The following is a 23394-nucleotide window of genomic DNA, read 5'->3' on the forward strand; positions in this document are numbered from 1 at the left end:
AAGGTGCCCGCCATGACCGTGGTCCGGGCCGGCACCCGACGCTGGGGAACATCGTCCGGGGAGACGACTGGACCCTGAGATGTCTTCTGCGAGCGTAGGGAGGCGCCAGTCATGGACGGAGCCGGACTTTCGGAGCCCGAGCGGATGATCCTGGCTGAGATCGAGCGCGAGCTGCGCACCGACGAAGCCCTGGACCGCCGACTGCGGACCATGCGCCCGACGGCACCCGTGGGAGGAGCCTTCGGCTCGTTCCGCGGATTCCGGCTGGCGACGCTGGCATCTGTGCTGTCCGCCGTGGCGGTGATGCTGTTCGTGATGGCCGCCGTCAGTTCAACTCCCGCCCTGCTGTGGGTCTTTGCCGGCGTGTGGGTGCTCACCGCGGTCTGCCTGCTCCAACTGGCCTGCCGCTGGGGCGCGCGACGACTCACGGCCCGGCGCGGAGTGCCTGCCGAGACGTCGGCCCACGAGAGCTGACGACCGACACCACGCGGTGGTGATGACGTGGGACGGGGCTGTGGTACACCACGGCCCCGTCTGCTGTGCCTGGTCCCGCGCGAGGGACTTTGTTGCGAACTCCCCGAGGCGGCAGGGCCGTTGCTGCGTCTGTCGGTCTGTCGGTCTGTCGGTCTGTCGGGCCTTCAGCCGCCGAGTCCGCCGCTGCCGAAGCAGCCGCCCCATTCGTCGGCGTCGCGCCGCCGGGCGCGGGCCTCGATCCCTGGTTCCCGCAGCCCCGAGCTGATGGGGTGTCAGCGGATGCCCGTCCGCCCCGACGTTTCGGGGCTCCCGCCGGGCCTCGGCGTGAGTCCGGTGCGCGGGGCGCCGGGGCGGCTTCCCGGGGCGCGGCGGCCGGCCCCGGCGTGCACCCACCCCCGCCGGACCACGTTGCAGCCCCCAGTAGGTGTCCGGACCCGGAAAGGCGCCCGCCCACGGGGCGCGCGGATCTTCACCGGACCCCGTCGTTTCGGTGACCTCCCGGATGGATCGCGCCGATCCGGGTACCCATCGGCTGACGACTGCCCGCCCCGATCCCTGGACACCCAGCGTGATGGACAAGAAGCCGACGATGACGCAGACGGCCCCAGGCGTGACCACCAGCCGCGAAGTGTTCGGCGCACCCTGCTGGATCACCCTCATGGCGCGTGACCTGCCGGCCGCCCAGGCCTTCTACGGCGCAGTCCTCGGGTGGGATTTCCGGCGGGCCCGGCTGGGTGACGATTTCAGTCTCGCACTCTACGAAGGAACCCCTGTCGCGGGCATCGGAGCACTGGCCCCTGCCCTGCGCGTGCCCGTGGCCTGGACGCCGTACTTCGCCGTCACCGACGTGGACCGGACCGCCGCCCGCATCCGCGAGCGAAGTGCCACCGTCGCCGTCGGGCCGCTGCGTTTCCCGGTGGGCCGCGGCGCCCTCGCGGCCGACCGCGACGGCGCCGTCTTCGGGATCTGGGAGGGCCAGCTTGTCTCCGACTGGCAGGCCTGGCGCAAGAACGCACCGGTCTGGCTGCGACTGCGGACCCGCAATGCCTTCGACGCCGCGATCTTCTACGGAGAGGTCCTCGAATGGGCCTGTGACCAGCCGGGCTGCTGCGATGTCGACTACCGGCAGGACGAGGTCGTGCTGAGCCAGCACGGGCACGTCCTCGCCCGGCTCAGTTCGGGGGCGGTCGACACCGCTCCCGACCCGCTGATCCAGCCCCGCTGGCACATCCACTTCCCGGTGCGGGACGTCGCCGCGACCACGGCGGCGGCCGTGCGCCACGGCGGGTCCGTACTGCGCGAGGGGCCGGCGCCCTACGGCACGGAGGCGACACTGCTGGACCCGGACGGGGCACTGTTCACGGTCACGAGCCGGCCGCACTGAGCGGTCCGCATGGAGCGCTCGGGTACGGGCGAGGTCCTCGACCCCACCCGCCCACCGATCTCACAGCGGCTTTCGCAGACTCGACTCGCCCTTGCGCCACGACGTCAGCAGCCGGTCGCCCAGCCTGGCGTCGGCCCACTCCGTCGCGTCGATGCCGAAGGCCACGTCCGCCTCCAGCCACGGTTCCTCCTCGAGGAGCCCCGCGATCACCTCACGCCTCACCACCTGCTCGTGCACCGCGTCCGCCTCCACGTGCTCCGCGTAGAAGTGGACGGCGGCCGGCCCCGCCTCCAGCCGCTGCATGGCCTCGGCCATACGGCGTGAGCCGGGCGACGACGTCACTTCGACGGCCGCGAAGTGCCCCACCAGGGCCCCGCGCAGGGCTCGGTGCAGCCCGAACAGGGACATCAGATTGGCGAGCGTGAGCATCTCGGAGGCCGCCGCGTCGACATAGTGCCCGTACGACGTGTCCAGGCCGAGATCCGCCATCAGGTCGGCGAACAGCCGGGCGTGCACACGCTCCGCGCGGCCCGCACCGAACTCGTCGTACTCCACCGCGACCATGGCAGCCTTCGCCCTGCCCCACAGCCGGGGGATGACCCAAGCGTGCGGGTCGGCCTCCTTGAGGTGGTAGAGCGAGCGATGGGCGGCATACTCGCGCAGCTGCCACACCTCGCCCTCGTCCTTCAGATAGTGCGAGGTCCCGGCGCCGTCGACCGGTTCGACCAGGATCTCCTCCAGGGCTTCCGTCACGCTCTCGCGCCGGGGTACGTCGGCACGGAGCGCGGTCAGGAAGCGCTGCTCCATCGCGCCGCGCAGCCGCAGCAGTTCGGGATCCCACTCCCAGTCCGGGTCGACACCCGCGAATCCCCGGTAGTGGAGCTCGTAGCAGAGGTAGAGGGCGAGCTGCAGATCGTCGCCGTACGGTTCCGCCCGCGTGACCGCTTCGGCCGGAGGGAGCGGTATACCGGGCCGGGAGCGCAGGACGGTCGCGACGGCGGACGACAGTTCACCCCGGTTCTCGGGCAGGACGGGCCCGGCCGACCGCCCGCCGTCGGTCCTGCCGTCGGGCCGTTCCGCCCTCGACGGCTGTCCGGAGGTCTGCACGGCTGTCACTTCCCGGCCTCCTCGGCGCGCTCCGCACGAATCACCACGAGCTCTTCCTTCTCCTCGCCGGGCCCGATCAGCCCTCGCATTTCCAGCCACTTCCTTCGCGAACTCAGCACCGGTCCGAAGGGCACGCAGCGGCGGTCCTCCACCGTCGCGCGCAGACCTGCCCGGCTCAGGCGCTCCAGGGTCGGCGGGACACCGCACAGTGCGGAATGCACCAGCAGCAGCACACCTCCTGGGCGCAGCACGCCCGCCGCGCCGTCGCAGATCCGGTCCACCAACGCCCGGCCGCTGTGGCCGGCGTCCCAGGCGAGCGAAGGCCCACGGCGGGGCAGCCCCGGCTCGGGCGCCGGGACGTACGGCGGGTTGCTGAGGACGACATCGAACCGGCGGTGCGAGACGGGCTCCAGCAGGTCGCCGCGCATCACCTCGACCCGCAGACCGGCGAGGGCCGCGTTGACGCGGGTGGTGACCACGGCCCGCCGGGCCCGGTCGACGGCGGTCACCCGCGCTCCGCGCCGAGCGGCGGCCAGGGCCAGGGCACCCGTTCCGGTCCCGACGTCCAGCACGGCGGCACCCGGTGTCAGCGTGAGGCGTCCCAGGGCGTCGGCGAGGAGGAAGGTGTCCTCCTGGGGTGCGTACACGCGTGGTGGTACCCATACGCGGCACCCGAGTCCGGTTCCGTCCACAAGGCCGAGCATTCACCATCACCTCTGCAATTCGGGACCCCTGACTCGGCGCCGTGCGGTACCGGACGGTCATGGGCGGGTTCACGGCGCGGTGGCTGCTGCGTCCCAACCTCCGGGTGTCTCACGGTGCCCGTGTGCCCCGTGAGACGGACTCCTCACCGCCGAAGGGGACATTTCGCATGAGCGAGGCGGTCGTCGCAGGTCGGAGAGGTTTCCCGGGTGGTTGTTATGTGCGGTTCGGCGGGGTATTCGCAGGGGCACACGCTCTGCTCCCCGGGAGGAAGGCAGGCACCTCATGGACCACGCCGTCGACGTTTCCGGACGCACCCCCCTCGCCCCCTCTGCCGACCCGGCGGCTGCCGCCGGGCATGCGCTGACAACCATCGGCGCGCATCTGATACCCGCGGCCGCCACGGTGGCCTGTTTGGGCGTCGACGAGGACCAGTGGCGCAGGTTCACCTCCCACTGGGAGTCACTGAGGGCGGACCCGTACGCCGCCGAGCGGGGCACGCGCAGGCTGCGCCGGCACGGGCGCTTCGTCTTCTCCGCGCCACGGAGGAGCTTCCATCTGCTGCCCCCGGCCACCTTTGTGCAGCCGGGGGACAGCAACCCGCTCTACGTCGACGTCGACCGCAGATTCGATCCCCTGACCAGCTACTTCGTCGCCGACCCCGTGGTGGGTGCCGTGCTGCGGATGCTGGGCCGGCTGGCGACGGGCCTGGACGGCAGCGAGCTGTGGGACGTGCAGGTCCATCCCTTCCGGGTCATCGCATCCGCCGATGCGGAGGGGCTGCCCACGCCCGAAGGACTGCACCGGGACGGTGTCACCCTCGTCGCGTCGCTCATGGTGGGACGGCGCAACGCCACGGGAGGGGAGAGCGAGGTCTGCGACATGGACGGAAACCGGCTGCTGGCCACGACCCTCGACGAGCCGGGGACACTGCTGCTCGGTGACGATCGGCGCACTCTGCACGGGGTGTCGCCCGTCCGGCCGCTGGACCCGCACACCCAGGCGCGCCGGGACGTCCTCGTGGTGACCTACGCGCCACGTTGCGGCTCGACGACGGGCTGACCGGGCCCGGCACCGGACGTCGCTCCCGTAGTCAGCGGGCAGTCGCGGCCACCAGGTCGTCCACGACAGCCTTGAGCCCGCCGCGCTGGCCGGCTGTCCTCTGACGCTCCGCGCCGGAGCCACGCGTCGCGAGCCGCCGCAGGAACGCCGTCACCGTGTCGAGGTCACCGTGCTCCTCCAGGGCGGGACGGACGAACCCCACCAGGCGTTCGGCCTGCACTGCCGAGGGGAGAATCCCGCCGCTCGGCGCGTCGACGCCGCTGCCGGCCCAGCCGTCCCGCGCGGCCCGCCAGTACGCGGCCCGCAACACCTCACTGCACACCCGCGGCCCCGGGTCGCCCTGGACCACCCGCGCCGCCGCGGTCACCACCAGCGCCCTGACGAGGAGGGCCAGCGCCACGGTGTCCTCGATGTCCGGCAGGACGTCCATGGCCCGGACCTCGAGCGTCGGGAGGCGCGGATTCGGCCGGATGTCCCAGAACGGAGTCGCGGCGTCCAGCATCGCCTCGGTCTCCCCCATGGCGGTGGCCAGGCGCTCGTGGTCATCGAGCGACTCGGCGTACGGAGGCGGGCCGAGGCACGGGAACCGCCCCCGGATCACCGAGCGCCAACTGGCATAGCCCGTGTCGTGGCCTTGATGGAAGGGGGAGTTGGAGCTCATCGCCACCAGAAGCGGCAGCCACGGCCGGAGGTGGTTGCCGACGAGGACGCTCGCCTCCCGGTCCGGCAGATGCACATGGACGTGCACGGCGCAGACGGCGAAGTCGTCGAGCATGGCCCGGTACTGGTCCACCCCCGCCCGGTAGCGCCAGTGGTCACCGACCTCCGCGGGATCGGTGCGCCCGACGACCGGTGTGCCCGAGGCGCAGAGCCGCAGGCCCTCCTTGTCGGCAGCGGTGCAGAGCGCGGCACGCATCCCGGTCAGTGCGTTCCGCAGGTCCGAGGACCGCGCGCACGGCTCGGTCCTGCCCTCGACCTGATACCGCGTGAACTCGCCGGAAACACTGTCGCCCACCGTCGCGCGGGCGCGTGCCACGACCCGGGGGCCGGCGGCCTCGACGGCCCGTGTGAGGGGGTCGACGAGGAGGTACTCCTCCTCCACCCCCACCGTCGGGCCCTGGCTGCCGAAGGTCGTCACGACACCCCCTGTGTCCGGTGGATTCGCCCGCTACTGCCGGTCTCTCCCGGATTCCTCGACAGAGCAGATCCACACCTGGGACAGCCCGGCCCCGGAGCTCACGATCACAGGGAGCGCACGGTCACCGGCATGCCGGGCGCCTGGTGGCCCCCGCTGGCCAGCATGCGCACCTCGCCGCGGTCGCTGATCTCGGCGCGCACGATGCCGGAGTCGTCCTCGTACACGGGGGAGCCGCTCGCTCCCGCTCTCTCGGTACGCCGGACGATCACCACATCGTCCTCGACAGTGGACGCGCGAAATACCAGTTCATAGCTGTCCGGGTAACTCATGGAAACTCCTGACACACGGGCGCAGAGCCGGGACCTGCGCTTTCCATCGTGACGCAGGTCCGGTCAGGGCGCCTCAGGAGCAGGTGGTGCGGGCTGTCCGCCGGGGCGCAGGGCTGCCAGTGCGGCACGGCCGCGAGGGGAGAGCCGGTATCCGACGTCCAGGCTCTCCGTGAGCCCCAGCTCCTTCAGCTTGCGGACGTCCGCCTTGAAGGGAAGCCGCTCGCGGCCGACGCGGGGTGCGAGTTCGGCGGAGTTCGTCGCCGGATGGTCGGCGATCAGGGTCAGAACCCGGAGCGTCCACGCGCCGTGCCGGGAGGCGGCGTCCAGCCTGTCCAGCCGCCGGCGCAGCTCGTCCAGTGCCGCGTCGTCGAGTGCGTCGTCGCGGCGCAGCTGCTCGCGCGGATCGGCGCCGGCGTGCCGCACCTCCATGCGGTACGGCGTCCCCTCGCGCCCTGTCAGGAACGACAGGAGGGAGTCGAGCGACGGTGAGCCGGCCCGTAGGGCGTCCTGTTCGGAGAGGGTGTCCAGCCCGACCGGCTCGACGGACAGCACCTCGACGAGGCCGACGGCCGTACGCATCCGGGTACCTGCCCGCACCCGCGGCGCCCGCCAGGTACGGAACGCCAGATCGACCCGGCCCTCCACGATCTCGTCCAGCACGGCACGGGGAATGAGCACGATCCACCTCCTTCTCTTTCCGCCGCCATCCGCAGTCGCCTTCGCCGTCCATCCTCTGATCCCTCTGCCCGCGGTGCATGCTGGTGGGCATGGCCGACCTTCTCGCGATATCGGGCGACGGCGTCCCGGTCACCGCACTCGACGAGGGCGAAGGACCCACCCTCCTGGTGGTCCACCCGGGCGGCGGCCCCGCCACCTCCTGGAACGGTGTGACGGCCCACCTGGCCGACCGCTTTCGGGTGGTCCGCGTCAACCGGCGGATCTATGTCTCACCGCGGTCCACGCCTCCCCTGAAGCACTCCCTGCGGACGGAGACGGCGGACGTGCTGGCCATCGCCGGTCTCCTCGACGGACCTCTGATCCTGGTCGGCCATTCCTCCGGCGCGGTGGTCGCCCTCGAGACCGCCTTGCGCTCGCCCGCCCTCTTTGCCGGGGTGATCGCCTACGAGCCTCCGATGCCCACCCGCTCCCCGGCGGCCGGAGAGGCGGGCCACCGCGCCCGCGCCGCGCTCGACGCGTCCCACCCCGCCGAAGCGATGCGCATCCATCTGCGCGACATCGCCGGGATGCCGGCCGAGTCGGTCGACGCGATACTCGCCGACGGGCCGGCCCGGGACGCGCTCGCCGCGTACGCCCCGGCCCAGATCACCGACAACGAGGCGATCGACGCACTCGGCGTGGGCATCGACCGGTACCGGCAACTGTCCCTGCCGACCACTCTGATCCAGGGCGACCGCAGCCCGGCGCATCTGCACGAGCGCGTGTCCGACCTGGCGACGACGCTCCCGAACGCCCACGTGATCACCCTCCCGGGCCAGGGCCACACGGCACACCGGGACGCGCCGGGGGTGCTGGCGCGGGTGATCGGGGAGGCGGCGGGGGCGGTGTCACGGTGATCGGGCCTGCGTGATGTGCTGGGCGGATTGCTCTGAGCATGGTGAACTCGCCACGAGGGCCTGGAATGACGGCGGTGAGGCAGGACCGCGCTCCATTGACGCTCCTCCCTCGCACATCTGTCAGTCCTTCGTCAGCCCCTCGTTCACCACCCTGATCAGATCCGTTGCCGCGCTGAAGTCCATCGTCAGCCGGTTCTTCGTCATCGCGAACGCGATCCCCGTCTCCGCGTCCCCGTACGCGTAGCTCCCTCCCGCACCACCCATCGCGAACGCGCTGCGGGTCGTCTTCTCCATCCCGGGCAGGCCCAAGGCGTAGCCCAGGCCCCACGAGGCCTCGTTGCCGAAGACCTGGTCCACCCCGCTCGCCGCCGGCGCGGTCACCTCACGCAGACGTTCCGGCGAGATCAGCGCGACGCCGGGGACGTCTCCCAGCAGTGCGGCGTACATACGGGCCATCGCGCGGGCCGATGTCTTGCCACCCGCGGGGATGTCGGCGGAGAGGATGTCGGTGCGGTTGCCGAGTTCGGCCGTCGGGAACAGCGACACCGGGCCCGCCTTGAGCATCGGCAGGTCCTGCGGCATACCCGCCATCATGTCGGCCGCGCCCTCCTGGTCCTCCAGCCGGGCCAGTCGGCCGTGTTCACTCGCGGGCATGCCGAAGTACAGCTCGTCGGCCACGCCCAGCGGGCCGGAGACCTCTTCGCGGAGGACCTGGGAGATGGGGTGGCCCGTTGCCCGGCGGACGACCTCGCCGAGGATGTATCCGAAGGTGTAGGCGTGGTACCCGACGGCCGTGCCCGGCTCCCACCACAGCTCGGCGTCGGCGATCTTCGCGCAGATCCTGTCCCAGTCGCAGATGTCCTCGGCGGTGGTGTCCAGCGGCAGGCCGGGGACTCCGGCCGAGTGCGTCAGGACCTGCCGCACCGTCACGTTCTCCTTGCCGTGCGCCGCGAATGCGGGCCACAGGTCGGCCACGCGAGTGTCGTAGGCGAAGGCGCCGCGTTCGGCGAGCACATGGACCACGGTCGAGGTGGCCGCCTTGCCGATGGAGAAGTTGTAGAAGACGGTCTCCGGGGTCACCGGCTGCCCGGTGGCGGGATCGGCGATGCCGGCGACGGCGTCCACGAGCAGCTCGCCGTGCCGGAGGACGGCGACCTGCACACCGCGCTCGGCCCCCGATTCCACGAGCTGGTCGATGCTCTGCTGTACCTGCTTCTGCATGTCGCTCACCATGGCTCCTCACGGCCTGATCCGGTCATCAGGAGGGACGGTTCGGCGGGGCGAAACTCATCGCTGCGCGGCGCGCCGGTTCGCACCGTACGAGGTCACAGCGGGCGAGTAGCGTCCGGATGCGTGTTCGCCACGAGCGATAAGGTGCAGCATGAGCACCTACAACCTTCCGGAGATCACCCGCACCGAGTGCACCAGGTGCGGAACCGAGGTGCGGGGCATCAACGGCAGGTACGCGTGCCCGAACTGCGAATGGGTCAACCACTGGAGCGACGGGCACAACCAGCTGCCGAGCGCCGAGGCCGACCCCGACTGCCCCCGCCCACGGTAGGCGCCGACCCGAACTGCCCCCGCCCGCGGGAGGACCGGGGCCCTACCGGGCCGACCCGTGGTCCTGCTCGCCCGCCAGCTCGCCCTGGACGAACGGATCAGCCTCGGGGTCGTAGGCGCCGGCGTGGTCCGCCAGGGCCTCCACGATGCGCTCCCACTCCTCGATCTCCGCCCGGACGCGTACGGCATCGGCCGCATCGGCGGACGTCTCCTTCTTCGCGGCGTGCTGCGCCGCTTCGAGCGCGGCCTTCGCCTCGTGATGCGTCATACCGGCGGCACGCTGCCGGGCAGCCGTCCAGCCCGCCTTCTCCGCGGGAGAGGGCATCTCGGACGCCGGCTCCGAGGCGGTGCGGGACTGGTCCTGCTGCGTGCTCATCCGGATTCCTCACGGTCGTTGGGGTATGTGGTGCCCGGCTCTGGGTGCAGGCCTGACGGACGGATATCCGCGGCACGCCCCTTCATGCGCTGCGCCGGTCCCCGGCCGGCCGGCGGTGGCCGTCAGCTTGCCGCGCGGGCCTCCTCCGCACCGATCATGTGGTGGAGCCGATCGGCCGCAGCCCGCCCGAACGCGGGGTCGTTCAGATGTGTGTCGACGGTACGCAACTCCACGGCCGAGCCGTCGAGACCCGCCGACAGTTCCGCGACGAGCGCGGCGTCGGCCTGGGGGTCGTGATACGGCCCCGTGGCGACCCCGAGCGTCGACAGTCCGCGCAGGGGAGCGAGAACTGTCGTCGGCCCCGTCGCCGTCCGCAGTTTCGCGGCCATGAGACGCCCGAGCTCCGCGCACTCCGTTGTGGTGGTGCGGATGACGGTGATGGACGAGTTGTGCACGTGGACATGACGGTCGCGGAACCGGCGGGGAAGGCTGTCCAGCGGCCCGAACTTCACCATGTCCAGGGCCCCCAGGCTGACGACCTGAGGCACACCGGCCCGCCCCGCGGCCTCCAGCCGGTCGGGTCCGGCCGTGAGGATGCCGCCGACCAGCTCGTCGGCGAGTTCGCAGGTGGTGAGGTCCAGTACACCCGCGAACAGCCCCTGGCCCGCCAGCGACTCCAGTGACCGGCCACCCGCTCCACTGGCGTGGAAGACCAGTACCTCGTAGCCGAGCCGGGTCAGCCGCTCGCGAGCCGCGTCTACTCCGGGGGTCGTCACGCCTGCCATGGACGCCGCGATCAGCGGTCTGCCCTGGGCGCGCAGATCCGCCGCCCTGATGGCCCGCGGTGAGCGGGCGAAGCCCTCGGCCATACCGGCGACGGCGTCGGCGGCGTTGGCGAGCAGCGGCGCCGAGATCCGGTTGACGCCCGCGATGTCGACGACGCTGTACATCATGGTGATGTCACAGGCGCCCACGTACGGGGCCACATTGCCCGAAGCCATGGACGAGACCATCACCTTGGGCACGCCGAGCGGCAGTGCCCGCATCACCTGGGTGGCCAGGGAGGTGCCGCCGCTGCCGCCGAGAGCCAGTACGCCGTGCAGCCGGCCACTGTCGTACAGATCCACGACGACGTTCGTGGCCCCGCGCGCCATCGTCGCCACGGCCCGTCCGCGGTCCAGGGCCCGGACGTCGGCGAGTTCGGTGCCCGCGGCCCGCGCCACGTCGGCGCCGGCGATGTCCGGGTGCACCCGGGGTGTTCCGAACGCACTCGTGTCGATGAGGATCGCCTCGGTCCCCCGCCGGTGCAGATGGTCTCGCAGCAGGCCGTACTCCGTACCTTTGGTGTCCAGCGTCCCCACCAGCGCAACGATCGCCATGACAGGCCATCCTCATGCCCGCCCGGTCGCCCGACAAGGCGCACAGGCACCGCGCACGGAACACCCGGGGGCGCGATGGTGGCCCGGGGCCCGACCCGTCCGGGGGCGGTGACTCACCGCGACTCGCGGCCGCCGTCCCGACCTCTGGTTTCGGACGCCTTGTCGCCCGTGGCCCGCAGTTTGAGGGCCACCAGCGGGAACACCAGGACGGACACCATGGCAGCACCCACCAGGGCCGCCGCCTCGCCCGCGTCCAGCGCCTTCTCCTCCAGGCCGATCGTCGTGATCGCGACGACGAGCGGCAGACATGTCGAGGCGAAGAGGGCGAGGGCGCGACGGTCGGCGCCGTGCAGGTCGCGGGGCGCGAGCACGTACGCCGGCAGTCCCCGCACGACGAGGAAGAGAAGCAGGAAGGCCGGCAGCAGGGCCAGGGCCCGTCCACCGTCGAGAAGGGATGCGAGGTCGAACCCGATGCCGGTGACGATGAAGAACAGCGGGACCAGGAAGCCGAATCCCATCGCCTCGATCCGGCCGAGGATCTCCTCGCTGCTGCCGGGTGCCGCACCGTTCAGGATGAGCCGGGTCAGCAGGCCCGCGGCGAAGGCGCCGAGCAGGGTGTCCAGCCCGAACACCACCGACAGGCCGAGCATCGAGACGAGGAGCAGCATCACGAAGCGCACCGCGAACTGCGCGCTGCTGTGCAGGGTCTTCTCGATGACCGTGGAGAACCAGGGGCGGCGCGGGCGCAGCGCCCAGAAGACCGCGGCGGCCGTCACCGCGGCGAACGCGACGAGCAGGGCCGCCGATTCGCCGGGCCGGCGCCCGCTGAGGAGCAGTGCCATGGCGATGATCGGCCCGAACTCGCCCACCGCGCCGAAGGCCAGCATCACGGTGCCGAACCTGCCGTGCAGATCGCCGCTGTCCCGCAGGATGGGCAGCACGGTGCCGAGCGCGGTACTGGTGAGCGCCGTCCCGATGACAACGGTCGTGTCGATCTGTGCACCCGTCAGCGCCAGGGCGATGCCCAGGCCGAGAACGAGCGAGATCAGCCAGGCCCAGATCGAGCGCCGCAGGGTGTCGCCGCGGATCGCGGCGAAGTCGATCTCGTATCCGGCGAGGAAGATCAGCATCGCGAGGCCCAGATTCGAGAGGGTGTCGATGACGGTGCCCGTGTGCGCCCAGCCGAGCACGTCCGGCCCCAGCAGGATGCCGAGGAGAATCTCGAAGATCACCAGCGGAATGCGGATCCAGCGGCCGCATCCGTAGGCCAGCAGAGGTGCGAGCACGGCCGCAGCCATGATCAGGACGAGGGTTCCCGGTTGCGACATGGGCCGTATTTATCAGGAATGGCAGGTTTTTGACGTTTTGACGTTTTGACATTTCGGCGGTCACGAGCTGCGCGAGGCGGCCCCTGACACGGTGACGTGGGCGTGTGGTTGTATCCGGCGCCCGCTGGGGTCAACTGCCGCGTTTCGTCGACCGTTCGATGAACTCGGCGGTGATGAAGCCGACCACCGCACAGATCACGATCAGCGGCATCTGGTTGTGGGCGTCGCGGCCGAGGAGGAGTACCCCGAGCACGGAGCTGGTGACCGGTAGCCGGGTGACGACGGCCGTCGCGGTGGCCACGCCGAGTGCCAGTCCCGCTGTCGTGCCGAGCCCGGGCAGGCCGGAGGCGGCGATGCCCGCCGCGGAACCGAGCAGTACGGCGGGGAAGATGGGGCCGCCGCGCAGACTGCCGAGGCTGATGCCCCAGGCCAGACCCTTGAAGAGGATGAGCAGGATCAGAGCGGCGACGGAGAAGGAGTGCGGCTGCCCCGCCACCACGGCGAGCGTCGCCTGACCGGACAGGGCGGCCTCGGCCGGTGAACGCCCGGTGGTCAGTGCGTACGCGGAAATGCAGACACCCACGGCCACGGCGCACAGCACCGTGCGGACGGCCGTGTTCCGCTTTGTCCAGGCCTCGGTCAGGGGCCCGAGCCGGTGCATCATCGAGACGACGACCGCGATGAGCACCGCCAGGGGGACACCCCACAGGAAGTCCGCCGCATCCGGAGTGACATCGGGCGGCACCTCGGGCAGGGACAGCGCCCCGATCGACAGACCCGTCCACTGGCCGAAGCCGGTGAAGACCAATGCGCCCGCGCCACTGGCCACCAGACAGGGCAGCAGCAGGACGAAGAGCTGCGCACCGCCCATTCCGGCCGCCTCCAGCACCAGCACGGCAGCCACCACCGGCCCGCCGAGGATCGTGGAGATCGCGGCGGTCGAACCCGCGGTGCCGAGGATCAGGGCCGTTTTCGGCTCCGCCGTCCGCCTGGAGCGGCTCAGAGCGAGCAGGGCGAGGCCGCTGCCCAGCGCCATCAAGGGAGCCTCCGGCCCGAGGACGACTCCGAGGGGCAGCGTGGCGACGGCCGCGAGGATGACACCCGGTAGATCTTTTGGTCCGAGCATCGGGCCGCCGAGTCCGTGGGCGGGCACATGGCCGCCCGTGCCCGGAAGGCGGGTGATGATCGGCATCGCCAGCAGACCTGCCAGCAGCAGCGCCGGAAGGGGCCACCACCACGGCGGCTGGTCGTAGCCGACCGCCTCGGGCAGGTCTTCCCACACCTGGTGCTGGAGTTCGTGCTGGAGGCTGACGAGGCAGAAGGAGGCGAAGGCGATCACCACGCCGACGACGACGGACAGCAGCAGGAGTTTGAGGTAACCGCGGCTGAGGATTGTCTCGTGCGGTGGGGGAGAGGGCGGTGCCTCGGCCGGTGGCGTGGTCATGCGGCTCCTCCGGACGCGCGGGCGGGACGGGGCGGACTCGCCCGCGCTGGATGCTTACCGCGGGCGTGGGCCCCAGGCGGTGCGGTACGCGCCGTCCCTACGCGGAACGGGCCCTTGCCTCACCCGAACGGACGCATCCGAATGGCGGCGCCGGGGACGGCGGCGGAGGCTCGAAGCCCCGTCCGCTACCGGCGTGCGGGACGACGAAGGGTTGGCCCATGAGCCAGCAAACTCACCCGGCCGGCGCGAGGTCGTCGACGACCGGGACGAACAGCGGCTGGGTGGCAGGCGGAGTGGTCTTCGCCGGCGTGCTGTTGGTGTGCAACGGTGTGCTCGCCATCCTCCAGGGCATCGCAGCCATTGCGACGGACGACGTGTACGAGAATGTCGGCAGCTACGTGTACCGGATCAGCCTCACCGGGTGGGGCTGGATCCACCTCATCCTCGGCGTGTGCGCCCTGGTCGCGGGCGCCGGGGTGCTGCGGGGCGCGGCGTGGGCCCGCTATGTGGCCATCCTGCTGGCGGCCATCAGCCTCGTGTTCCAGTTCCTCTTCCTGCCGTACTCGCCCGTATGGTCGGTGATCATGATCGCGATCGATGTCTTCGTGATCTGGGCGCTGGCTTCCTACCACTCGTCGCACAGCTCGCACAGCTCGCACGCGACCTGAGCAACGGCCCTGCCGCACAGGGCGGAACGCATCCGGGCGGACCCATCCGTCGTCTCCCGACGGTCGGACGGGTCCGCCCGTCGTGCGATCCGCTCAGCCGGTCGCCGTCTTCTCGGCCTCGATCCGCCGCAGCCGCTCGCTGTCGCACGTCCTGGGGCAGGTGCCGCACGCCTCCGCGGGCCGGATCGTGTAGTAGAGGCAGCAGCCGAGGCGTGTGCGTGTGGGGTGCGAGCGCCCGTCGCGGTCGGTCAGCCGGCGGAAGTCGGCACCTCCGAGGTACGGCGCCACGGGCCCCGGGAGCAGTTGCCCGGCCTCCCGCACCCCGCGTTCCTCGTCGCCGGCCGACCTGCCGAGGTACCAGATCCCGGACACCAGGTCGTCCCCGACCATGCCCCACAGGGCTCGTGGTCCGCGCCGTATCCGCGGGGCGATCGCCGTCAGCAGCGGGCCCACATGGTCGGCCACGGCCTGGCGCAACTCGTCCCGCAGCGCACCGGCGTGCGGGAGGACGCGTACGCCGGGCAGTCCGGCGGCGGGGTCGTCGGGCAGGCACGAGAAGCCGCCCGGGACCACGGCGTAGGCATCTGCCGTACGGCTGACGCGGACGTCTGCGGGGCGGATGCGCGGGACACGCCGCTCCAGGTACCACGGGCCGCTCATCAGCAGGCAGACGGACCAGAGGTAGCCGTGCAGTGCGCGGGAGGCGATGACATCCGGCCGGGCGGTGTGCCCGTACCGCTCCCGGACGCGCGCCGCCTCGGCGTCGAGGAAGGCGTCCAGGAGCTCCGGACGGTGGGCCAGTTCGGCGCCGTCGATCCAGCCCTGTCCGGCCGGTGAGAACGGTTCCGCGACGTTGACGTGCAGTGCCTGGCACAGGGCGGTGAGCCGTCGGTAGTCCGATGCGAGCAGGGTGGAGCAGCTCGGGGCAGCTCCGGCCGGTGCCCATGCCGGGGCCAGGATCACAGGTACTCCTCAGCGCTGAACATGAGTGAGGGGGTAAGGGAAGCCTCACCTTAACCACAACTTCCTGAGGCTCGGTCACCCGGGGCCGCGACACGGCGAATTGGCACTATTAGGGATGCCTAACCTAAGCTCCGGGTGGTGATCCAGACGTACCTCCTCGCCCTCAATCCGACCGACTCGGTCTCCGAGGGCTTCCTTCCCGCCGCACGCCGGCTCGGACTCCATGTCACTCTGCTGACGGATCAACCGGAGGCGCACCGGGCACGCCATCCCGACGTCGAGGTGCTGGCCTGCGACGTCCGCGACCACCACGCCGTCATCAGCGCGATCTCGGAACGCACCCGGTCGGAAACCGGCCGCGCCCCCGCGGCGGTGTTCAGCAACAGCGATCACCTCCAGACCCAGACCGCGCTGGCCGCGGACTACTTCGGTCTGCCGGGAAAGAGCTGGCACACCACGCTCCGCACCAAGGACAAGGCGCTCATGCGGCGCCACCTGGCAGCCGCGGGCGCCGACACCGTACGCTCGGCCGAGCTCGCCCCGGGTCAGGACCCCACCGGAACACTGGGCGGCGTGCCCTTCCCCTGCGTGGTGAAACCGCGTGAGGGCGTGGCGAGCGAGGACGTGTTCTGCGTCGGGAACGCCGAGGAGCTGGCCCGGCGCTGCGACGAGATCCGTGCGCGCAGGCCGGGCGCGGCACTGGTGGTCGAGGAGTATCTGAAGGGGGAGCTGCACACCCTGGAAACCCTGGGCGACGGCGAGCGACTCCACGTCCTCGGCGGGTTCCGCACCGAGTTGTCCCCGCTTCCGTACTTCATCGAGGAGCGCATGTCCTTCGTCGCCTCCCGGCCACCGTCCGTGGAGGACCAGGTGCTCCGTCAACTGGGTGCACTGGGCGTGGGGTTCGGAGCCTGCCACACCGAGTTCGTGGTGGACGACGGCCGTGTGCGACTGATCGAGGTCAACTACCGGGCCATCGGCGACCAGTGCGATCTCCTGCTGGCCGAACTGCTCGGCATCCCGCTCTTCGAGCACGTCCTGGGGACGCACCTGGGCGAGGCGCTGCCCGCGGACCTCGGGGCGCGCACCGACGGGGCCGCACGGCTCGACTACCCCTGCGCCGACCGCGCCGGCACTCTCGCGGCCGCTCCCGGCCCGGCCGATCTGACCGTCGGGGACGTGAAGCTGACGTACCGTCCCGTCCGCACGGTCGGAGAGCGGCTCGAACTCCACCACACCAACCGGGACTTCCTCGGTATCGTCAGAGCCGTCGGAAGGCAACAGGAGTCCGTGGACCGGGTGGTGGCCGGCTTCCTCGCCCGGCAGAGCTGGGAGATCACGCCGTGACGGTCCAGGGCGCACCAGGCGCCGCCTCCGACGGCACACCGGGCGAGGGAGCCCTGGTGACGAGCGTCCTCAGCGCGCTGCTGCGCGAGGACGTCGTCGGACTGCGCACCCGTAGCACGGCACTGGAGCGGCCGGACGGTACCTGGCTGCGGCTGGCGACCGGGGACCACGACGCCCTCCTGATGCCCGTGTCCGCCGCCCGGCCCGGCTTCCAGTCCACGCTCGAAGCCCGCCTGCCCCTGCTGCGGCGCGAGTCCGACGGCGCGGAGCTGGCCGACACCGACAGCATCATGACCGCACTCGCCGGCCTCGCCGACCCGGTCGACCGCGACGGCTTCGACGCCTACGCGACCGAATGCCGGCAGGCGCTGGCGGTGCTCCGACTGCACACCGCCACCGGCGACGAGGTGACCGCACAGCTCACCGACGCCTACGGCCCCGACCCGGCGCGCTGGACGGGCCTCGCCGCGGGACTCGCCTTCGACACGCCGGCCGCGCGCACCGACCACCCCGTGTATCCGACGGGACGGAGCCGCTCCGGTCTCACCGAGGGTGAACTGCGGGCCTACGCACCCGAGTTCCATCAGCGCTTTCCGCTGCGCTGGCTGGCCGTACCCCGGGACCGCCTCACCGTGCAGGGTCGGACGGATCAACTCCCCTGGCCCACACCGTCGTCACTCGGACTGCCGCCCGGACTCGACGACACGCATCGAGCCGTTCCCCTCCACCCGCTGACCGCGGGCGTCCCCCTGCGGCAGGCGCTGTGCGACACCGGACTCGACGCCCATCTCGCCGAGATGCCGCACCTGGAGGCCCTGCCGACCCTGTCGATGCGCACCGTGGCACTCACCGCGCACCCCGGCATCCATCTCAAGCTGCCCCTGGCCACCGCCACGCTCGGCCGGCTCAACCGTCGCACCATCAAGCCCGGCACTCTCATCGACGGAGCGGCAGCAGGACGCCTCCTGGAGACCGTGATCGGACGCACTCCACGCTTCCGGGACACGGTCCTGCTCGCGGACGAGTCGACGTTCGTCCATGCCGGTCACGAACTGCTCGCCGTCCTCGTACGCCGTTACCCGGCCGGGCTCGACGAGACGACCGTCGTGCCGATGGCCGCGCTGCTCAGCCCCTCCCCGGGCGGCGGGCTCGTCATCGACCGGCTCGCCGACCGGTTCTACACCGGCGATCCGGTCGCACTCCTCGACGCCGTCCTCACCCTTCTCCTCGACTGGCAGACCACGCTGTTCGGACACGGCATCGCCCTCGAATCCCACCAGCAGAACATCTCGCTGCTGCTCGACCGGAACAGCGGTCGCACCCGGCTGAGGCTGCTGTTCAAGGACAACGACGGCCCTCGCGTCAACGCGGCCAGGATGCGGGCATCGCTGGGCGAGGACGCCCCGCCCGAGGAGGAGTTCGACGACGCCAGAATCTTCACGGACAGCGACGAACCGGTCCTGGACCTGTTCACCACCATCACCGTCCATCTATGTGCGGGCGCCTACGCCTTCGGTCTCGCCCGGCACGGGCGCGCACCGCTCGACGCCCTGCTCACTCTCGTCCGTGAACGCCTGGCCGAAGCATGCGAGCGCCTCGGCACCGGTCCCGGGCAGCCGGGAGCCGTTCTGCGCGCCCATGTCCTCGATTCCACGGACCTGCCCGTCAAGGCGATGGTCACGGCAGGCACACTTCTGTCCAAGGACAGATCGGGGGCGTCGGACATCAACAAGCACTACAGCACGGGCCCCAACTATCTGCTGCGGGGAGCGTGACCTGCGATGACCAGCACCACCCCGGACCGTCCCGCCCATGCGGCCGAGCCGCCGAGCGAACTTCCCACGGCCGAGGAGGCCGTGGCGCACACCCTCCTCAACTGTCTGCTGCGGGAGGTGTCGGGCCCCGAGCACCAGACGGCGGTCATCGACGGCCGTCTGCTGCTGAGGCTGCCGCGACGCGGTGTACTGCTCCGTGTGGCATTGCGCCGGACGTCGCTCATCGGCGCCCATCGCTTCACCGGGCCGGTCACCGAGGAGACCGGCCCCGGCTGGTCCCCGGTCGGCTGGCGGCGGCTCGCCGAATACGTACAGTCCGAACTGTCCCTGCGCACCGGCGCGTCCAACGACGAGTTCCTGGACCAGATGGCCGCCGGTCACCGTGGAGTCACCGCGGCGCTCTCCGCCCGCGTCCCTCGTTCGCGGGCACCGCACGGCGACCCGCTCGCCACCTACCTCGCCTCCGAACAGTCGCTCGTCCTCGGCCATCGCTTCCACCCCACACCGAAGGCGCACAGCGGCGACCCGGGGGCCTGGGCCTCCTTCGCCCCGGAGGCCGGCGGGTCCTTCCCGCTGCGTCTGCTGGCCGTCCGGAGCCATCTGGTCGCGCAGGAGTGCGCCGAACCCGGCGCCACCGACCCGCTGGACCGGCTGGGAGCCGTCCCCGCGGGGTACCGGCTGCTCCCGGCCCACCCGTGGCAGTACGACCAACTCGCCGCACATCCCGCTCTGCGCGCGGCCCTCGGACGGGGCGACGTTCTCGATCTCGGCGCCGGAGAAAGGCAGTTCACCCCGACGGCCTCCGTCCGCACCCTGTACGACGGCGACACGTTCCTGAAGTTCAGCCTCAACATCCGCATCACCAACTGCGTGCGCAAGAACGCCCATTACGAACTCTCCGGCGCGGTGGCCCTCACCCGGCTCCTCGGCCCCGTGTTCGGCGATCTCGCCGCGCGATTCCCCGGCTCGGGCATGCTCCGGGAACCGGCCTACCGCAGCATCGCCCTGCCCGGCCCGGACGGTACTGCCGACCGCGCGCTGCTGGAAGGCTTCGGCGTCATCGTCAGGGAAGGGCTCGGCCGCCGGCTGCGGCCCGGTGTCACGCCCCTGCTCGCCGCCGCCGTCGCCGACGAGTATCCGTCCGGGCCCGGCCATGTCTCCGGTCTGTCCGCCGCGACGGACCCCACGGCCGCCCTCGCCTGGTGGCGTGACTATCTGCGGCTGCTCGTCCCACCGGTCCTGGCCGCCTACTTCGACCACGGGGTCGTCCTCGAGCCCCATCTGCAGAACGTGGTCGTCGGGGTGGACACCGACGGCAGGCCCGCCCAGATCCTCTTCCGCGACCTGGAGGGGACCAAGCTGGTGCCCGAACACCACGCCCGCACGCTCGCCGCCCTGCCCGCCGAGGTCGCCGGACCCCTCACCTACGATGCCCGGCGCGGCTGGGACCGTGTCGTCTACTGCCTGATCGTCAATCACATCGCGGAGATGCTCGCCGCACTCGCCGACCTGCATCCGCAGACCGAGGCCGCCCTGTGGTCGCTGGTCCGGCGCACGCTCACGCAGTACGCCGACGAGCACGGGTGCCCGCCTCGGCTGAGCGCCCTGCTGGCGGGCGTACCGCTGCCCGCCAAGGCGAATCTGCTCGCCCGCTGGGAGCGTGCCGCCGACCGCGACGCCGGCTATGTCCGGCTGCCCTCGCCCCTCGCCGAGGACGTGCTGTCCGAGGCGACCCGGGCCGACGCCCACCGGAGTTCCCGATGACCCTGCTGACCGCCGCGGTACGCGACCTCGCGCTGTCGCTTCCCGCCGGCCATCTGCCGGCCTATGTGTACGACCTCGACGCACTGCGCGAGCATGCGGCCTTCGTGCGCTCGGTCCTGCCGGAACGCGTCGAGTTGTACTACGCGGCCAAGGCCAATCCGGAAGCGGAGATCCTGACCGCTCTCGCGCCGTACACGGACGGCTTCGAGGTCTCCTCCGGCGGTGAACTCGCCCATGTCGCGACGTCGGTCCCGGGGCATGCGCTCGCCTTCGGCGGCCCCGGCAAGACCCCCGAGGAGATCGAGTCCGCTCTGCTGCTCGGGGTCGAGCGGTTCCACGTCGAGAGCGCCTACGAACTCCGTATGCTCGCGGACCTCGCCGAACGACTGGTTCCCCGGGTCCGCATCGGCGTCCTGCTCCGCTTCAACCTGCCGGTTCCCGCGGATTACCTGGAGTCGAGCGCCCTGGCGATGGGCGGCAGGCCCGCGCCGTTCGGGATCGACCCGTCGCAGGCCGACGGCCTGGTCCGGCAGTTGACCGACGGCAGCTTCCCGCAACTCGAACTGCTCGGTGTGCACGCTCATTTGGCCAGCGGCCTGACGGCGCGGCAGCAGCTCGCCGTCGCCGAGTCCGTCGTGGTCCGGGCATCGGAGCTCGCCGCGCGTCACCGCATCGCACTGCGGGAGGTCAACGTGGGCGGAGGGATGACCGTCGACTACGCCGACCCGGACGCCCGGTTCGACTGGTCCGCCTTCGGCTCCGGTCTCGCCCGCATCGCCGACGACCACCCCGGCCTGCTGCTGCGCATCGAACCCGGCCGCGCCCTCACCGCCTACTGCGGCTGGTACGCCACCGACGTGCTGGATGTGAAGCACAGCCACGGCGAGGACTTCGCGGTCGTGCGCGGCGGGACCCACCATCTGCGCACCCCTGCCACCAAGGGGCACGACCAGCCGTGCGCCGTCCTTCCCCTCGACACCTGGCCGCATCCCTGGCCACGGGCTGCGGTGGGCGGTGACCCGGTCACCTTCGTGGGCCAGCTGTGCACGCCGAAGGACGTCCTGGCGCGCGGGGTGCCCGCGGCAGGACTGCGGTCGGGCGACCGGGTGGTCTTCGCGCTGGCCGGGGCGTACGCGTGGAACATCTCGCACCACGATTTCCTGATGCATCCCCGGCCGGGCTTCCACTTCCTGGGCACCGCCGTGGTTCCTCCGCGGGCGCCGGGAGCCGCCGAGTCGCCGGCCGGCGCCCGCGGGTAGATTTTCCGGCACAGGCGGGTCGCGTACGCACGGGACACGCTCCGCCCGCCGAGGCGGTCCGGCACGATTGAGGAGATGGTGACGGTGGTCGCCGAGGAATCGGATGCGCAGCGGGTGACACTGGGGACCTGGCCGACGCCGCTGGAGCCCGCGCCGCGCCTGGCCCGCGCTCTGGGCCTGGGCGACGGTGACCTCCTGGTCAAGCGCGACGACCTCATCGGGCTCGGAGGCGGCGGCAACAAGGTCCGCAAGCTCGAATGGACCTGCGGCGCGGCGCGGGCCGCAGGCGCCACCGTGCTGGTGACCACCGGAGCGCCACAGAGCAACCACGCACGGCTGACCGCGGCCGCCGGGGCGCGGCTCGGGCTCGATGTCGTCCTGGTGCTGGCCGGGACGCCCGCCTCGTCGGCCTCGGGGAACCTGGCGCTCGACGGCCTCTTCGGCGCCCGCGTCGTATGGGCCGGTGACACCGACGCGCAGCAGCTGGCCGCCACGGCTGACGAGGTGGTCGAGCGCCTGCGGAAGGACGGAGCGGTTCCCTCGCTCATCCCGTTCGGCGGCTCCAGCGTGCTCGGAGCGCGCGGCTACGCCCTGTGCGGACAGGAACTCCTCGCCCAGGCACCGGGGTTGTCCCATGTCGTCGTCGCTGCCGGCTCCGGCGGTACCATGGCGGGCCTCGTCGGCGCGCTGGGAGCCGACCGCGTACTGGGCGTCCACGTCGGCGCGGTCGCTGACCCGGCCGCCACCGTCGCCGGACTGGTCTCCGGTCTCCTGGAGACCCCGTGTGACCCGGCCGCACTCCGCGTCCGTACCGATCAGGTCGGCGCCGGGTACAGCACGCTGACGGAACCGGTCATGGCCGCGCTGACGCTGGCGGGCCGAACCGAGGGGCTGGTGCTTGACCCGATCTACACCGGCCGGGCGATGGCCGGGCTGGTGGCGGCGGTCGAGGACGGCGACATCGTCCCCGGGCAGCGCACGGTCTTCCTGCACACCGGTGGGATGCCGGGCCTCTTCGGCCACGCGGCGACGATCGCCCGGGCGGAAGGGGCACTCGGCTGAGCGCCGCGTTCGACGGTCCGGCCCGATCAGAACGACAGGCCCCACGGAACAGCCCTTAGGCTCGGCACATGCTGTACGAGCACCGCGGCAGACAGCCCGTCGTCCCCGAGTCCGCCTACGTCGCGCCCTCCGCCGTCCTGTGCGGAGCGGTCGTCCTGGGCGAGCGCGCACGTGTTCTGCACGGTGCCGTCCTCACCGCCGAGGACGGCGAGGTACGCATCGGCACGGACGTGGTGGTGATGGAGAACGCCCTGGTCCGCGGACGGGCCGAGCATCCGGCCGTCATCGGTGACGCGGTCCTGATCGGCCCGCACGCCCACATCAACGGAGCGGTCGTCGAGGACGAGGTCTTCGTGGCCACGGGCGTCTCGATGTTCCCCGGCTCCGTGGCCGGCGCGGGCTCCGAGCTGAGGATCAACAGCGTTCTCCAGGTCAACTCGCGGCTCCGGCCCGCGACGGTGCTCCCCATCGGCTGGATCGCGGTCGGCGATCCGGCCGAACTGTTCTCGCCGGACCGGCACGACGAACTGTGGGAGGTCCAGCGCGGGCTCGACTTCCCGGGAACGGTCTACGGGCTGCCGCGCGGCACCTCCATGCGTGAGGTGATGGCACGTCAGTCCCGTTTCTACGGCGCCCATATGGACGACCGCCGCGTCGACGGCTGACGGCGTCCCTGCCCCATGTCGGTGCCCGGGCGCC

Annotated in this window: 23 protein-coding genes and 1 pseudogene; 12 read left to right on the forward strand and 12 right to left on the reverse strand. The window is 71.6% G+C overall.

Features of this window, described 5'->3' with window-relative positions; all coding sequences use genetic code 11:
* Positions 1–111 precede the first annotated feature (111 nt).
* Positions 112–474 (forward strand): DUF3040 domain-containing protein, encoded by a 363-nt coding sequence (locus tag ACQPWZ_RS32710; protein ID WP_356700165.1) that lies wholly within the window; start codon positions 112–114, stop codon positions 472–474.
* A gap of 216 nt (positions 475–690) precedes the next feature.
* Here the strand turns inward: ACQPWZ_RS32710 and ACQPWZ_RS32715 are convergent.
* Positions 691–1134, reverse strand: a pseudogene (locus ACQPWZ_RS32715) (DUF6479 family protein); the annotation flags it as partial.
* Here ACQPWZ_RS32715 and ACQPWZ_RS32720 point away from each other — a divergent pair.
* On the forward strand, positions 1064–1858 hold the full coding sequence (locus tag ACQPWZ_RS32720) for a VOC family protein (protein ID WP_340477022.1): 795 nt from the start codon (positions 1064–1066) through the stop codon (positions 1856–1858). The pseudogene ACQPWZ_RS32715 and the gene ACQPWZ_RS32720 overlap by 71 nt on opposite strands.
* Before the next feature lie 60 nt (positions 1859–1918).
* Here the strand turns inward: ACQPWZ_RS32720 and ACQPWZ_RS32725 are convergent, their stop codons facing one another.
* Together ACQPWZ_RS32725 and ACQPWZ_RS32730 are read right to left on the reverse strand one after the other, a co-directional pair.
* A complete protein-coding gene (locus tag ACQPWZ_RS32725; protein WP_433573904.1) occupies positions 1919–2887 on the reverse strand; it encodes an iron-containing redox enzyme family protein in 969 nt (322 codons plus the stop codon).
* Between the two features lie 83 nt (positions 2888–2970).
* On the reverse strand, positions 2971–3669 hold the full coding sequence (locus ACQPWZ_RS32730; protein ID WP_433573197.1) for a HemK2/MTQ2 family protein methyltransferase: 699 nt from the start codon (positions 3667–3669) through the stop codon (positions 2971–2973).
* A 283-nt stretch (positions 3670–3952) separates the two neighbouring features.
* Here ACQPWZ_RS32730 and ACQPWZ_RS32735 point away from each other — a divergent pair, with 283 nt between their 5' ends.
* The gene (locus tag ACQPWZ_RS32735) at positions 3953–4729 is read left to right on the forward strand and encodes a 2OG-Fe dioxygenase family protein (RefSeq protein WP_433573198.1); all 777 of its coding nucleotides are present in this window, start codon (positions 3953–3955) and stop codon (positions 4727–4729) included.
* Positions 4730–4760: 31 nt separating this feature from the next.
* Here ACQPWZ_RS32735 and ACQPWZ_RS32740 read toward each other — a convergent pair whose 3' ends face one another.
* The 3 genes from ACQPWZ_RS32740 to ACQPWZ_RS32750 form a co-directional block, all read right to left on the reverse strand.
* Positions 4761–5867, reverse strand: a complete 1107-nt coding sequence (locus tag ACQPWZ_RS32740; RefSeq protein WP_433573199.1) for a carboxylate-amine ligase — start codon at positions 5865–5867, stop codon at positions 4761–4763.
* 104 nt (positions 5868–5971) lie between these two features.
* Positions 5972–6196: a DUF6296 family protein gene (locus ACQPWZ_RS32745; protein ID WP_340477026.1), complete on the reverse strand. Its 225-nt coding sequence runs from the start codon at positions 6194–6196 to the stop codon at positions 5972–5974.
* Between the two features lie 63 nt (positions 6197–6259).
* Entirely contained in the window at positions 6260–6874 is a 615-nt protein-coding gene (locus ACQPWZ_RS32750) for a hypothetical protein (protein WP_356700152.1), read from the reverse strand.
* Positions 6875–6963: 89 nt separating this feature from the next.
* Between ACQPWZ_RS32750 and ACQPWZ_RS32755 the strand changes: the two genes are divergently transcribed.
* On the forward strand, positions 6964–7770 hold the full coding sequence (locus ACQPWZ_RS32755) for an alpha/beta fold hydrolase (RefSeq protein ID WP_433573200.1): 807 nt from the start codon (positions 6964–6966) through the stop codon (positions 7768–7770).
* Positions 7771–7890: 120 nt separating this feature from the next.
* Here ACQPWZ_RS32755 and ACQPWZ_RS32760 read toward each other — a convergent pair whose 3' ends face one another.
* Positions 7891–8991: a serine hydrolase domain-containing protein gene (locus tag ACQPWZ_RS32760; protein WP_433573201.1), complete on the reverse strand. Its 1101-nt coding sequence runs from the start codon at positions 8989–8991 to the stop codon at positions 7891–7893.
* 160 nt (positions 8992–9151) lie between these two features.
* On the opposite strand from ACQPWZ_RS32760, the gene ACQPWZ_RS32765 reads away from it, so the two are divergent.
* Entirely contained in the window at positions 9152–9331 is a 180-nt protein-coding gene (locus ACQPWZ_RS32765) for a hypothetical protein (protein WP_340477029.1), read from the forward strand.
* Positions 9332–9373: 42 nt separating this feature from the next.
* Here ACQPWZ_RS32765 and ACQPWZ_RS32770 read toward each other — a convergent pair whose 3' ends face one another.
* The 4 genes from ACQPWZ_RS32770 to ACQPWZ_RS32785 all read right to left on the reverse strand — a co-directional run bounded on the left by ACQPWZ_RS32770 (position 9374) and on the right by ACQPWZ_RS32785 (position 13857).
* Positions 9374–9706, reverse strand: a complete 333-nt coding sequence (locus tag ACQPWZ_RS32770; RefSeq protein WP_340477030.1) for a hypothetical protein — start codon at positions 9704–9706, stop codon at positions 9374–9376.
* 122 nt (positions 9707–9828) lie between these two features.
* On the reverse strand, positions 9829–11085 hold the full coding sequence (locus ACQPWZ_RS32775) for a Tm-1-like ATP-binding domain-containing protein (protein WP_433573202.1): 1257 nt from the start codon (positions 11083–11085) through the stop codon (positions 9829–9831).
* 113 nt (positions 11086–11198) lie between these two features.
* Entirely contained in the window at positions 11199–12413 is a 1215-nt protein-coding gene (locus tag ACQPWZ_RS32780; protein ID WP_433573203.1) for a cation:proton antiporter, read from the reverse strand.
* Between the two features lie 130 nt (positions 12414–12543).
* Entirely contained in the window at positions 12544–13857 is a 1314-nt protein-coding gene (locus ACQPWZ_RS32785) for a chloride channel protein (RefSeq protein ID WP_433573204.1), read from the reverse strand.
* A 218-nt stretch (positions 13858–14075) separates the two neighbouring features.
* Between ACQPWZ_RS32785 and ACQPWZ_RS32790 the strand changes: the two genes are divergently transcribed.
* Positions 14076–14525, forward strand: coding sequence for a DUF7144 family membrane protein (locus ACQPWZ_RS32790; protein ID WP_340477033.1), 450 nt, complete (start codon positions 14076–14078; stop codon positions 14523–14525).
* Positions 14526–14618: 93 nt separating this feature from the next.
* On the opposite strand, the gene ACQPWZ_RS32795 is transcribed toward ACQPWZ_RS32790, so the two are convergent.
* Positions 14619–15488, reverse strand: coding sequence for a (2Fe-2S)-binding protein (locus ACQPWZ_RS32795; RefSeq protein ID WP_433573205.1), 870 nt, complete (start codon positions 15486–15488; stop codon positions 14619–14621).
* 141 nt (positions 15489–15629) lie between these two features.
* Between ACQPWZ_RS32795 and ACQPWZ_RS32800 the strand changes: the two genes are divergently transcribed.
* The 6 genes from ACQPWZ_RS32800 to ACQPWZ_RS32825 all read left to right on the forward strand — a co-directional run bounded on the left by ACQPWZ_RS32800 (position 15630) and on the right by ACQPWZ_RS32825 (position 23360).
* The gene (locus ACQPWZ_RS32800; protein ID WP_433573905.1) at positions 15630–16835 is read left to right on the forward strand and encodes an ATP-grasp domain-containing protein; all 1206 of its coding nucleotides are present in this window, start codon (positions 15630–15632) and stop codon (positions 16833–16835) included.
* On the forward strand, positions 16832–18610 hold the full coding sequence (locus ACQPWZ_RS32805; protein WP_433573206.1) for an IucA/IucC family protein: 1779 nt from the start codon (positions 16832–16834) through the stop codon (positions 18608–18610). The genes ACQPWZ_RS32800 and ACQPWZ_RS32805 overlap by 4 nt, the downstream gene beginning before the upstream one ends.
* Positions 18611–18616: 6 nt before the next feature.
* Positions 18617–20374 (forward strand): IucA/IucC family protein, encoded by a 1758-nt coding sequence (locus ACQPWZ_RS32810; RefSeq protein ID WP_433573207.1) that lies wholly within the window; start codon positions 18617–18619, stop codon positions 20372–20374.
* On the forward strand, positions 20371–21633 hold the full coding sequence (locus ACQPWZ_RS32815) for a type III PLP-dependent enzyme (RefSeq protein ID WP_433573208.1): 1263 nt from the start codon (positions 20371–20373) through the stop codon (positions 21631–21633). Before ACQPWZ_RS32810 ends, ACQPWZ_RS32815 begins: the two co-directional genes overlap by 4 nt.
* A gap of 75 nt (positions 21634–21708) precedes the next feature.
* Positions 21709–22695 (forward strand): D-cysteine desulfhydrase family protein, encoded by a 987-nt coding sequence (locus tag ACQPWZ_RS32820; RefSeq protein WP_433573209.1) that lies wholly within the window; start codon positions 21709–21711, stop codon positions 22693–22695.
* A 68-nt stretch (positions 22696–22763) separates the two neighbouring features.
* Positions 22764–23360: a gamma carbonic anhydrase family protein gene (locus ACQPWZ_RS32825; protein WP_356700129.1), complete on the forward strand. Its 597-nt coding sequence runs from the start codon at positions 22764–22766 to the stop codon at positions 23358–23360.
* Positions 23361–23394: the final 34 nt, after the last annotated feature.

Source organism: Streptomyces sp. CA-251247, assembly GCF_050952975.1.
Classification (GTDB): Bacteria; Actinomycetota; Actinomycetes; order Streptomycetales; family Streptomycetaceae; genus Streptomyces; species Streptomyces achmelvichensis.

What these genes read in the sequence shown, in the direction of transcription:
- ACQPWZ_RS32710 (WP_356700165.1), top strand. Translation starts at nt 112, where the DNA reads ATGGACGGAGCCGGACTTTCGGAGCCCGAGCGGATGATCCTGGCTGAG.
- ACQPWZ_RS32720 (WP_340477022.1), top strand. Translation starts at nt 1,064, where the DNA reads ATGACGCAGACGGCCCCAGGCGTGACCACCAGCCGCGAAGTGTTCGGC.
- ACQPWZ_RS32730 (WP_433573197.1), bottom strand. Translation starts at nt 3,669, where the DNA reads ATGCTCGGCCTTGTGGACGGAACCGGACTCGGGTGCCGCGTATGGGTA.
- ACQPWZ_RS32735 (WP_433573198.1), top strand. Translation starts at nt 3,953, where the DNA reads ATGGACCACGCCGTCGACGTTTCCGGACGCACCCCCCTCGCCCCCTCT.
- ACQPWZ_RS32745 (WP_340477026.1), bottom strand. Translation starts at nt 6,196, where the DNA reads ATGAGTTACCCGGACAGCTATGAACTGGTATTTCGCGCGTCCACTGTC.
- ACQPWZ_RS32755 (WP_433573200.1), top strand. Translation starts at nt 6,964, where the DNA reads ATGGCCGACCTTCTCGCGATATCGGGCGACGGCGTCCCGGTCACCGCA.
- ACQPWZ_RS32760 (WP_433573201.1), bottom strand. Translation starts at nt 8,991, where the DNA reads ATGCAGAAGCAGGTACAGCAGAGCATCGACCAGCTCGTGGAATCGGGG.
- ACQPWZ_RS32765 (WP_340477029.1), top strand. Translation starts at nt 9,152, where the DNA reads ATGAGCACCTACAACCTTCCGGAGATCACCCGCACCGAGTGCACCAGG.
- ACQPWZ_RS32770 (WP_340477030.1), bottom strand. Translation starts at nt 9,706, where the DNA reads ATGAGCACGCAGCAGGACCAGTCCCGCACCGCCTCGGAGCCGGCGTCC.
- ACQPWZ_RS32775 (WP_433573202.1), bottom strand. Translation starts at nt 11,085, where the DNA reads ATGGCGATCGTTGCGCTGGTGGGGACGCTGGACACCAAAGGTACGGAG.
- ACQPWZ_RS32780 (WP_433573203.1), bottom strand. Translation starts at nt 12,413, where the DNA reads ATGTCGCAACCGGGAACCCTCGTCCTGATCATGGCTGCGGCCGTGCTC.
- ACQPWZ_RS32785 (WP_433573204.1), bottom strand. Translation starts at nt 13,857, where the DNA reads ATGACCACGCCACCGGCCGAGGCACCGCCCTCTCCCCCACCGCACGAG.
- ACQPWZ_RS32790 (WP_340477033.1), top strand. Translation starts at nt 14,076, where the DNA reads ATGAGCCAGCAAACTCACCCGGCCGGCGCGAGGTCGTCGACGACCGGG.
- ACQPWZ_RS32810 (WP_433573207.1), top strand. Translation starts at nt 18,617, where the DNA reads ATGACCAGCACCACCCCGGACCGTCCCGCCCATGCGGCCGAGCCGCCG.
- ACQPWZ_RS32815 (WP_433573208.1), top strand. Translation starts at nt 20,371, where the DNA reads ATGACCCTGCTGACCGCCGCGGTACGCGACCTCGCGCTGTCGCTTCCC.
- ACQPWZ_RS32820 (WP_433573209.1), top strand. Translation starts at nt 21,709, where the DNA reads ATGGTGACGGTGGTCGCCGAGGAATCGGATGCGCAGCGGGTGACACTG.
- ACQPWZ_RS32825 (WP_356700129.1), top strand. Translation starts at nt 22,764, where the DNA reads ATGCTGTACGAGCACCGCGGCAGACAGCCCGTCGTCCCCGAGTCCGCC.